Below are 11,246 nucleotides of genomic sequence, written 5' to 3' on the forward strand. Positions count from 1 at the left end.
GCAGCACGCAACCAATAAAGATCGCGGGAGTTAGCTGGAATCTACCCTGTTTTGCGCGACACTCCCCGTCCAGCAACAGGCTAGTATCCAGCATCCGATTTGACGCTGAGGTCCGCTTTGCCGTTCTCCTAATTCATTGGCAGGGGGTGATAATCGGCGGTTCCGTAGCCGGGGAGGATGAGATCCCAATTCCCCCCAAAGCCATTACTGGCATAATCGATGCGCCAGTATTCATCATTCCCTTTGACACTGAGGTCCGCTTTACCGTCGCCATCATAATCGGCTGGCACGGGGCGATACGTGGCATCTCCATAACCAGGAACGATCACATCCCAATTCCCCCCAAAGCCATTGCTGGCATAATCGATGCGCCAGGAGCCAGCATCCGATTTGACGCTGAGGTCCGCTTTGCCGTCGCCATCATAATCGGCTGGCACGGGGCGATACGTGGCATCTCCATAACCAGGAACGATCACATCCCAGTTCCCCCCAAAGCCATTGCTGGCATAATCGACGCGCCAGTATTCATCATTCCCTTTGACGCTGAGGTCCGCTTTGCCGTCGCCGTCATAATCAGTTGGCATTGATTTCCTCAGCGGGACATACAATAGGCGATTCACGGTTCCTGAGGGATTATTCCTGATCACGTTTGGCGTAGCATTGCTGTTCAGCCAGGTGCTGATCGTCGCGCTGGCGGCATCACCGTTCGCACTCTTGTAGAGCGCCGCGACACCGGCGACATGCGGCGTTGCCATTGAGGTGCCGCTGATCGTGTTCGTACTGCTGCCAATCCAGGCCGATGTGATCGCCACGCCCGGCGCATAGCTGTCCACGCACGCGCCGATGTTGCTGAAACTGGCTTTGGTGTCGGTGCGATCGGACGCCGCGACCGTGTACGCTTCCGGCGTGCTGGCGGGCGACACTTGGCAGGCATCCCAGCTATAGTCGTTGCCCGCCGCGACCGCCACGAAGACGCCGGAGTTCGCGAGATTTGCGACGGCGGTGTTAACCGAGGCCGAGTAGCCGCCACCAAGCGACAGATTGGCGACCGCAGGCTTCTGCGCGTTCAGCCGTACCCAATCCACGCCCGCGATCACGCCCGAGAAGGAGCCGGAGCCGGAGCAGTCCAGCACGCGCACGCCGCGCAGCCGAACCTGCTTGGCAACGCCCCAGGTCGTGCCGCCAATCGTCCCGGCGACATGCGTGCCGTGCCCGTGGCAGTCCTCCCCTGTGCCGCCAAACGAGTCGTACACGTTCGCAGCGCGACCACCGAAGTCGGGGTGGTTGGCCTGCACGCCGGTGTCGATCACGTAGGCCGTCACGCCGCTGCCGGTAGCAGTGTAGGTGTAGGTGCGCGAGAGGGGCAGATTGCGCTGGTCGATGCGGTCGAGGCCCCACGGATCGCCGTTGGCATCCATGTGCTGCGTCGCATCGACGGTTATTACCTGATCTTGCTCCAGATAGGCGACGTTGGGATTGTGGCGCAGTGCGGTGATCTGTCCGGCGTTGAGTTCGGCCGCAAAGCCGTTGAGCGCGGCGGTGTAGAGGTGGCTGGGACGCACACCTGCGACGGCTGCCACGGAACGAGCATCGCTCTCCGCGTTGAGGACGACGATATAGCGATTCGGAATCGCCTTGCCGCTTGAGGCAGCGAGGATCGGACGAATGCTCAGTGAGGTTGGGGAGCCAAAGGCGCTTGGTGGCATGAACATCGTCGCTAGGAGCGCGACCATCACGATCGATCGGAACGGAGTGCAACGCATAGCTTGGTTCTCCACGATGGAATAAATCGACCGACAGGCGATCAGGCGTCCGTGGGTCATCGTGAGGGGAGCGACGACGTAGACGTGAAAGGAGCAGCACCTCCTTGACACGTATGGTTTGTTGTGGGTTGGGGTAGGGCATCTGATCTTGGAGATCAGCAGGGATAGTATATACCGCTTTCATATGTAGCGGCCAACGGGAAGGGTGCTTGAGACACGCCTTCTTCTGGTAGTTGCGCGTTATTGATTGTTACGCTTTCTCCGAAAGCTGCTGCTTAGCCACTACGAGAGACCGGTCGATGGACCATGCTGTTCGATGCATCGACGGTGGTCAACGGATCGAGGGTGTTCACCGCTGCCCGACTCGGTCGCGACGGCGCGGTCGCACGGATCGGTCGAGCCTCGAACGTCCGCTTGATGCCACGATTCGTGAGCAGACGCAGCGCGAGGGACCGATCAATCCCATCACCGTTGCCCTGCGAGCGCCTGGATTGCGCGTCGTCGCGAACCATCAGTGGGTGTAGGAAACCAAAGATATGCGGACTGAGGAAGCGTGATCGAGGCGCATCTATCACAGATCCCTGGACTCCCTATCGCAGCTAGCTGGACTGACCTCCCTTGATACCACAGGTCTTTGGACTGGCCTCACGACACCTACGCAGCACGTTCTCCTTGGCTCGGTTCCCAGCGTGTCTGCACTGTGGGCATCCTGCGCTCCAGCACCGTTCAGTCTAGCTAGCTGTGGTATAGTCCGAATACCTTTCGCATCCTACACACATATCCGCTCCTGGACGCAGCACCCCTGGTGCTCTATCTGTATTATTTTAGATCCTTGACACCCACACGGGGTTAGCACATCGTGTCTGCTGCTATCGTTGGTGCTACACTCGCATCCAGAACCCTCTGCAACCTGGAAGTGAGGTGGGCGATGGAAGAGCAGTGGATTGCTGATCGCGCCGCGCTCCGTGCGGTGCTCCGGACTCATCCTGCGTGGACACAAACGCGTTTGGCCCAACACCTGGGCCGCTCCGTGAGCTGGGTCAAGAAATGGCGTCGCCGCTTGCGCGCCGCCTCGCCCGATGATCCGCGCGTCTTGTGGAGCCGTCCGCGGGCGCGCCATACCCCACCACCGCAGACCCATCCCCTCGTCATCGAGCGCCTCCTCGCGTTGCGCGACGAGTTGCCCGCGACCCTGCATCGCACGCCCGGCCCCCGCACGTTACAGTACTATCTCGCCCACGATCCGGAGTTGATCGCGCGCGGTCTGCGGCCACCCCGCTCCACGCGCACCATCTGGCGCATCTTACGGAAATACGGTCGCAGTGGGCCGCCGGTGCCGCGCCCCAAGGACCCGCTCGAACGTCCTCCCCCGCTCACGGCCTGGCAACTCGATTTCAAAGATGCGTCCACGGTGCCCGCTGATCCGGATGGGAAACGGCAGCATGTCGTGGAAGTCCTGAACACTGTGGACAGTGGCACCTCGATCCTGCTCGATGCCCAGGTGCGCGGCGATTTTGTTTCCGAAACGGCCTTGGAAGCCGTCGTACAGACCGTGGAACACTACGGCTTGCCGCAGCAGGTCACCTTTGACCGTGATCCGCGCTGTGCCCAGAGGGCGCCCGGCAGTGCCGCCCAGCGCGATTTCCCGTCGGCCTTTGTGCGCTTCTGGCTGTGTCTGGGGGTGCAGGTGGACGTGTGTCTGCCGCACCACCCCCAACACAATGGGTTTGTCGAGCGGTACCACCGCACCTTCAAGGAAGAATGTTTACGAGTCTATCAGCCGCGGACCGAAGATCAGGTGCGCGTGATCACGCGGCACTTCCAACGCTTTTACAATGAAGAACGCCCACATCAGGGGCTGAGCTGTCGGAATCAGCCACCGCGGACTGCCTTTCCCGTGCTCCCGACCTTGCCTGCCGTGCCGCCCGAGGTGGACCCGGATCAGTGGCTCACGACGCTCCATGGTCAGTGTTACACGCGCAAAGTGCGCCAGGGTGGGAGTGTGACAGTGGCCGATACCGACTACTACATCCGGCACGCACTCCGGGGGCAGTACGTGACCCTCCAGATCGATGCGGAGGCACGAGAATTCGTGGTCTATCACCAGCAGCAGGCCGTTAAACGGCTGCCGATCAAGGGATTGGTGGGGCAACGGATCTCCTTTGGAACCTTTGTGGAGCACTTGGTGCGGGACGCCCGTCGCGAACAGCGCCAACGCTGGCACCAGCAACGCCGTGCCCCGGCAGGCATGTGAGCACTCCAGGGTCACGATGATCGGACCTCACGAGGGTGTCAAGGATCTAAAATAATACACTCTATCCCCCAACAGTCCCGCTCACGGTATAGGCCATCAGCGGCCCAGGTTGGCAGCTAACAGCACGTCTCACCCTGATCGGCTCGGGTATGCTGCCCGTAGCAGTGCTGTCCGTGGGCGCGGTGCGCGCGAAGGTTGAGACCTCCCTTCTCACCACCGTCCGACCGATCCCGCGGCGGCAGCGTCTCGCGCACTGTATGGGGAGTCATCCATGCCGCCACCATCGTTACCACCGCAGCGCCGAACGACGATCTGGACCTCCTTGGGAATCATGCTGCTCCTGCTGCCCCTCCTGGGCTGCATTGGATCGGCCACCGTCAATCCGATGGCCGATGGCCTGCCGCGCTGGGCCTGTCCCACCCCAACCGCCCTGCCGCCGATCCCCATCGAGGACGGCACGGAGGTGAATCCGCAGGGCACACCGGTCCCGCGCTACCGGGACACGCTGCCCTACGAGCGCGAGCCGTACAACCAGATCGGACGCCAGCCGGTGCTGCGGCCCACGCCGCAGACCAAGAGCGGCACCAGCTTCTATCTGGGCCAGATGATCAACCTCCATCCCTCACTCGACGTGCAGCTCACGGTGGAGGCCCGCGGCGAACCGATCGTTCGCGACACCGGGATGGTGCAACTCTTCGTGATCACCGCGCGCTGGCACAACCGCGGCGCACCCGTCCCGTTCGACCCGGCGCGGCAACTGGTGATCAGCAGCATCCGCCGCCCGGATGGCCGCTTGATAGGCGGGCCATGGCGCTGGGATCTCGCTGCCGCCGAGGCGGCCGGGATCGCGCCCTCCGAGGCGGCGCTGCATACGCAGATCCTCACGGGTGAGCGCACCATGCAGGTGCCGATCCTTGCACCGACGGGGAGCGTCCAGGTGCTCGATCTCCAGCTCGATCCGCCGGATGCCACCGAAAGGAGCGCCGGCAGTCTCCGTGTGCAGTTCACGGCAGCCGAGGACCCGGACTGTGCGCATGCCGGAACGGTCGCCGCCGTCTACGACGAGGCGGGGCGCGAGGCCGTGCCGCCGCCGGCACCGGTCGGCGGTGACCGGTTGGTCGGCTTCGCCCTCCAGCAGCTGGGCCGCCAATACTGCTGGGGCGGCAAAGGCTGGTCGACGTGCAGCGGCTGGACGCCCGAATCGGGGCAGGTCACGCCGCCCTGCGCGTCGTATCCGTGTTGGGATTGTAGTGGCCTGACCTGGGGCGCGTATACCGCCGCCGGGATCGTGATCGGCCATGGCACGGCGAATCAGAAGAACTACCCGGCGGTCCCCATCGATCAGATCCAGCCCGGCGATCTGCTGCTCTTCGGTGGGATTAACCAGGTGGGCCGCGGCGCGCGGATTACGCATGTGGGCCTGTATGCGGGCGACCTCGACGGCGACGGCACCGGCGACATGATTCATGCCGCCAGCTACCCAACCGGCGTCGTGATCGCCAAGAACATCCTGGGTAATCGCTATTACCGAGAGCGGCTGGCGATCATTACCCGGCCGCCGCGCGGAGGTGCGTGATGCCAGCGTGGACGCTGCTGCTGCTGTTTCTTGCGCTGCATGTTCCTGCCCAAGCCGCGCCTGTGGCTGGTCTGCGCGTGTGGGTGCGGGATCTCGCCGATCGCGGCGTCGCGGGCGTGCAGCTCCAGATCGTGGACGCCGCCGAGCAGCGCCGCACCGTCCCGACGGATGCGCAGGGGGTGGCGCTGATCACCCCCCTGCCGGGCGACGTCGCGCGGATCGTGGGGGCGACAGCGCCCGACGGGCAACCCCTGCTGATGGACGAGAACGATCCGGCGGGCGGCCTACGCATCCCGCTCCAGGCAGGCGTGGTCCAGCCGATCGATCTGCGCCTGAGTGATGGACTGCTCTTTGTTGAGTCGGTCGCCGAGCCGGAGACGCCGCCCGCTCCGCTGCCGACGATCACGACAGCCAGCGCGGCTCCAGCCGCGCGCGATGCGCTCGACGCCGGCACGCCGATCCCCGTGCCTGAGGCGGTCGCCCGAACGAGCTACCGGTGGGTCCGCTGGCTCGTGCTGGCCGTCGCGACCCTCATCGCCGCCGTGGTGGTCATCTCCCAGGCGCTCGCGATTCGCCGCGCGCGGAGGGCCGCATGATGGGGTGGATGCTGACCCGTCGCTCGCTGCCGCCCCGCCGCTGGGTCATCCGCCTGGCGAGCCTCGTCGTGGTGTGGTGGCTGCTCGTCCCGCCGCGCGCCCGGGCCGCGTGTGGCGTGACCGATCCCGGCGCGTGCATGGATACCGCGCTCTACCAGGGCGAGTTGCTGCTGCTGGCCTTGCTGTGGGACATCAACCAGACGCTGCTGCTGGTCGCGCGCAATGTCGAGGCGCTCCGCGAATGGCTCGTCACCGAGGTGCTCGGCACCGCCTTCGACGCGATGATCGCCGGCATCCAGTTTCCGTTCTGGATCGCCGCCGCCATCGCCTGGCTGCTGTTTGTGGTTGGCTATTTCTTACAGGCGCTCGTCGACGGCCTCCCGTGGGTCCGTCTCAAGCGCCTGATCTGGTATGCCGGCCTCGCGATGTTTCTGTTCAACGTGGGCAGCCAGGCGGTCAGCGCCACCGAGCAGATCCGGGTCTCCGCCGGACGGGGCTTTGCGCTGATTGCCCAGAGCAGTATCAATAGTGTCACCGAGCAACTGGACTTCTATGCCGCCGACGATAGCTCGATGGACGCGCCGCACACGATCTACGGCGAGGATGTGTGTCCCGGTCTGTCCACCAGGCGCGCGACGCCGGGGCTGTATCTCAACGATCTGGCGGCGAACTACCTGTGGGCCGATGCGAAGGACATTCACTGCCCGGATCAGGCGCAAGGCCGGGCGGATGTCCCCGTGGCCTTCGGCGAGCGGTATGCCCCACCGCCGACCCAGATCGGCGACGAGCAGCCCGACGCGCGCCAGCGCAAGCAGAAGCTGGCCTGGGACGGCGTCGCGCGCCTGAGCTGGGGCCTGCCACTGGCGGCCGCCGGCCTGATCGAGCAGCTCATGCACCTGCTGTTTGCGCTGGCGCTGGCCTCGACCTGGATCGGCTTGCTGATCGGGCTGCTGTTTGCGCTGTTTGTCGCGACCGAGGGCATGTTCAAGGAGCATCTGCAGGGGATTATCACCACCTGGAAGACCGCGTGGCTGGGCTCGTTCTGGATGGCCCTGGTGCTGGGCGTCCTGTATCTGGCGGCGCAGAGCGGCAGCGGGGTGATCGTCGGCGGCTTGGGCGTGCTGGCCTGTGGCGTGGCGGTGTGGCAGACGAAAACGGCGGCGCAGAGCTTTCTCACCGCGGCCCAGGGCGTGAGTGGCGTGATGAGCCAGGCGCCCTCGGCGACCTTCGGCGCGCTCAAAGGCATGCTCGGACCGGCCGGGCTGCTGGCCGGGGCGGCGCTCGGCGCGGGTGGGGCGCTGCTGGGCGCCAGGGATGCGGTCAGCACCTATCGCGAAGGGCGGGAGCTGGGCCTGGAACGCTGGCAGGCGGCGGATCACGCGCAGACGGCCTGGGGGCAGCGGACGGTGAATCCGCTCAAACGCTGGCGCACTGGGCAGCGGCTGACGCGCCAGATGGTCCGCGAAAAGCTGGGCGACGAGCGGCTGCTCGGCCAGGTCGAGGAGCTGCGCGCGCGGGGCCTCGGCGGCGACGATCTGGGCGACCGGTTGGCGATCGCGGCGGCTGACGACGCGTGGGCCGAGACTCGCGCCTACGCCCAGCCGGCGGATAGCGCACCCGATGTGACCGGCGCCGCAGCGCCGTCCACGGGAAGCCGCGCCCGCCGCGCGCAACCTTCCGGCACGGCCACCCCTGCACAGGCGGTCGATCCGTACACGGGGGAAGCGGTGCGCGCCTGTCCCGGCTGTGGGCAGATCCTCACTGCCGCGGCACTGCGAATCCATGTGTGTCCGCAGCGCGCAGCGTCGGCATCAATTCACGAGGCGGACACCCAGCGGCTCACGCCGGCAGGGACATGGACGCCGCTCGCTCCGCTGCGCGCCGCGCCACAGCGCCGCGCCCGGGGTGGTCGGCTGCAGCGTCGCCGAAAGAAACTCTCGCTTGCTCCGGCAGACACCCAGATGGTGGTTGGGCACGCTGGCGCACCCGTCGCGCCCGACCGGCCACGGGCGCTGGACGGCGATCGGGATCAGCCAGGCGTGACCCCGGTGTCACAGCCGCTCGACGATCGCGCCGAATCGAACGGACCACCACTCACCAGAAGCGACGGACCCACGCAGCCGATCCCCGCCGACGCGCGGTCGAGCCAGTGGCTCCGTGCGCCCGCCGACCCGCGGACTATTCCCGGCCATGCCACCGGGTCCGGGATGGCATCCAGCACCGCGCCGGGGCTGGGGACGGCGACGACCACGGATCACCTGACCATGGTGGCCCTGCCCGACCAGCCGGCGCGTCCAACGGGACGGATCGCGTCCGCTGCGCCGGGCCTCCGCCTGACGCCACCGGCGCACCGTGTCGGAGCCGTGGCGGGAGCTGACCCGGCGGATACGCTCGCGCCGCGCAGTCAAAGCGCCAGCGGGCAGCGGTCGATCGTCTATGCGGCCGGTGCTGGTCGTCCGTCGATCACCATCAACAGCCTGCCAGTCGGTGGGTTGCCGGTGCCGCCCAGACCGGCTGCGCCGCCGAGTCCACCCATGGTGTCCACGTCCGCCCCGGCTGCCCCCCACCTGTCGGGTGATGGACCGCCGACAGAGACGGCACCCGCGGTGGAGATCACGGCAACGGGATCAGGGCTCGGTCCTGCCCCGGTCGTGTCGAGTATTCCGGCCCGCGCCGTGCCAGCGCCTGCGGGAACGCCTGCGGTGAGTGCTGCCGCGCCGCCGAGCGGATCACCCGGCGTGTCGCCACGGATGGTCGAACCGTCCCCGGTAGGGACGCCCCGCGTGATTCCCGGCGTGACCGCGGACAGGACGCCAGCGATCCCCCCGGCTGGAACCGGACCAACCGGCTCCCCGATCCCGCCCGTCGATCGCGGCATGCGGCCCTGGCAGCGGGCCCACCAGCGACGGTTGACCACGCTCGGACCCCGGCCCGCGCCGCGCGGGTCCCAGACGAAAGAAAGAGGTCGTTAAATGTTCGTGCGTGTTCCGCTGCGCTGGCTGATCGCCGGCCTGCTCCTGGCGCTCCTCGGCGGGGTAGTGATGGCGCCGTGGCTCCGGCCCACCGTCGCCGATCCCGGACTGGCTGTCGCGCAATCCGCGCCCTGGACGCCGACGCCCACGCCGACGGATGTCCCCACGCCCACGGCGACGAGCACCCCAACGGCGACGGCGACCGAGGTGCCCACACCGACGACCGCGCCTACGGCGACGGCGACGCTGACCCAGACCGTCGCGCCGACCGCGACGCCGACGCCGACCCCCACCGCGCTGCCGCCGGGGTATGGACCCGACGCCTGCGAGCCGAACAATACGCTCGTGCAACCCTGCGCGATCCCGACCGAGGTCGAGGTGTCCAACCTGAGCGTCGTGGATGGCACCACCGATGTGTACAGCGTGCTGCTGAAGGCCCAGCGCCACTACACGATTCGCGCCAGCAGCGCGACGGGCATCGATCCGGTGCTGAAGGTCTATCTCGCGGCGGACACGGGCCGGATCGTCGCCGAGAATGACGACCTGGCGCCTGGCTCCGGCGACGCCCAGGTCGAGATCGTGATCACGACCGATGCCTGGTATCTCGTGGAGGTGAAGAATCAGGCACCGGGCGAGATGCGGGGTCGGGTCTATACCGTGAGCGTTCGCTCCAGCGCGCTGGCGGGCACCCCCGCGCCGGGCACGCCCACCGCGCCGCCGGTGCCGACACCGCTCGCTGGCGATCTGCTGGAGAATAACTACGATGGGGATCACGCTGCCCGGATCGGCTGGGCCGTGCCGTATGACCTGAGCCTCCTCTGCCCGGACCCGGCGCCGCACGCCTGCCCGGCGGGCGATCATGACTTCCTGCGCGTGCCGGTCAAAGCCGGCGTGCCGTTTGTCGCGCTGACCTATGACCTGGGTCCCGGCGCGGACCCCTATCTCTCGCTGTACCGGCCCGACGCGGCGCAGACGGTCGTCGGCGAGGGCCGGCTGCCGGGCTGGCGCCAGCAGGCCGTCAACGACGATGGCGCGCCCGGCTGGACGCTGCGCAGTCTGGTGACCCTGACCCCGGACTGGACGGGCGAGGCGCTGCTGGTCGTGGCGTCCTCGGCGCGCGCCAATCCGCCCGTTGTGCCGGACGCAGATGGTCCACCAGGACGCTACCGCCTGATTACGGGCAGTCCGGATCACGCGGCGCTGCGTGAGGTGCTGGCGGCCCAGCGCGATCTGCCACCCACGCCGACCCCCGCGCCGACGGACGTGCCGACGCCCATCCTAACGGCACGCCCGGAACCACCCGCGCCGCCGCTGCCGACCAGCGTGCCCACCCCGGTCCCAACGCGCGCGCCGACGAGCGCGCCGCTGCCGCCCGCCGTGGCGACCCAGCCGGCGACCGATCAGCGGGAGGTGGTGCGGGAAGCGTCGATCACCGGCCTGGCCGTCGTGGTGAAAGACGGCACGCGCCTGTATGGGGCCGCGCCGCCCGCCGACGGCGACGAACTGGCGAGCTACCCCGAAGGCGCGCGCGTGCGGCTGCTGGGCATGAGCTATCGCGGCTGGGTCAAAGTCCAGCCCGACGACAGCGTGACGCCCGGCTGGATGTGGGGGCCGAACCTCCGGCCCCTGGAAACCGTGCCCGCGCCGGGTGCCAGCGCCGGGCCGACGCCCGATGGCACGACGCCGCCGCACCCAGGCGGGCCTGCCGCGCCGACGCCGACGATTCCGGCGACGGGCGATCGCCCGGCGACGGTGGAGGACCTCGCGCCGCAGCCGCTTCCGACCGCCGTGCCGCCACGTCCGGTCGGGCGGACCCTGACGATCGAGGTGTGTGGGGCTGGAGCCAGGCAAAGCAGCTGTGGGACGCCGCTCGGCGGCGTGCGTGTGGAGATCGTCCAGGCGGCGACCGCGCGCCTGCTGACGCAGGGGCTGACGGATAGCTCCGGCAAAGTGCGCCTGTCGCTCAGCGTGCCCGCGGGCAGCACGCTGCTGCTCCGCATCCCAGCGCTGGGCGTCGCGTCACCGCTGGGCGAGACCGACACGCAGATCCCGGTACGCGTGCCGGGCACGAGGGGAGGCTAACCG

At 67.5% G+C, this 11,246-nt stretch carries 7 protein-coding genes; 6 read left to right on the forward strand and 1 reads right to left on the reverse strand.

Going from position 1 to position 11,246, the window contains the following annotated elements; all coding sequences use genetic code 11:
* Window positions 1–128 precede the first annotated feature (128 nt).
* On the reverse strand, window positions 129–1,823 hold the full coding sequence (locus VFZ66_03565) for a S8 family serine peptidase (GenBank protein HEX6288238.1): 1,695 nt from the start codon (window positions 1,821–1,823) through the stop codon (window positions 129–131).
* 239 nt (window positions 1,824–2,062) lie between these two features.
* On the opposite strand from VFZ66_03565, the gene VFZ66_03570 reads away from it, so the two are divergent.
* From VFZ66_03570 to VFZ66_03595, 6 genes are all read left to right on the forward strand, one after another.
* The gene (locus VFZ66_03570) at window positions 2,063–2,287 is read left to right on the forward strand and encodes a hypothetical protein (GenBank protein ID HEX6288239.1); all 225 of its coding nucleotides are present in this window, start codon (window positions 2,063–2,065) and stop codon (window positions 2,285–2,287) included.
* 404 nt (window positions 2,288–2,691) lie between these two features.
* Window positions 2,692–4,017, forward strand: a complete 1,326-nt coding sequence (locus tag VFZ66_03575; protein HEX6288240.1) for an integrase core domain-containing protein — start codon at window positions 2,692–2,694, stop codon at window positions 4,015–4,017.
* 271 nt (window positions 4,018–4,288) lie between these two features.
* A complete protein-coding gene (locus VFZ66_03580; protein HEX6288241.1) occupies window positions 4,289–5,593 on the forward strand; it encodes an NlpC/P60 family protein in 1,305 nt (434 codons plus the stop codon).
* Window positions 5,593–6,189, forward strand: coding sequence for a hypothetical protein (locus tag VFZ66_03585; GenBank protein ID HEX6288242.1), 597 nt, complete (start codon window positions 5,593–5,595; stop codon window positions 6,187–6,189). Before VFZ66_03580 ends, VFZ66_03585 begins: the two co-directional genes overlap by 1 nt.
* A complete protein-coding gene (locus VFZ66_03590) occupies window positions 6,186–9,161 on the forward strand; it encodes a hypothetical protein (protein HEX6288243.1) in 2,976 nt (991 codons plus the stop codon). The genes VFZ66_03585 and VFZ66_03590 overlap by 4 nt, the downstream gene beginning before the upstream one ends.
* On the forward strand, window positions 9,162–11,243 hold the full coding sequence (locus VFZ66_03595) for a hypothetical protein (GenBank protein HEX6288244.1): 2,082 nt from the start codon (window positions 9,162–9,164) through the stop codon (window positions 11,241–11,243).
* Window positions 11,244–11,246: the final 3 nt, after the last annotated feature.

The organism is Herpetosiphonaceae bacterium (assembly GCA_036374795.1).
Classification (GTDB): domain Bacteria; phylum Chloroflexota; class Chloroflexia; order Chloroflexales; family Kallotenuaceae; genus LB3-1.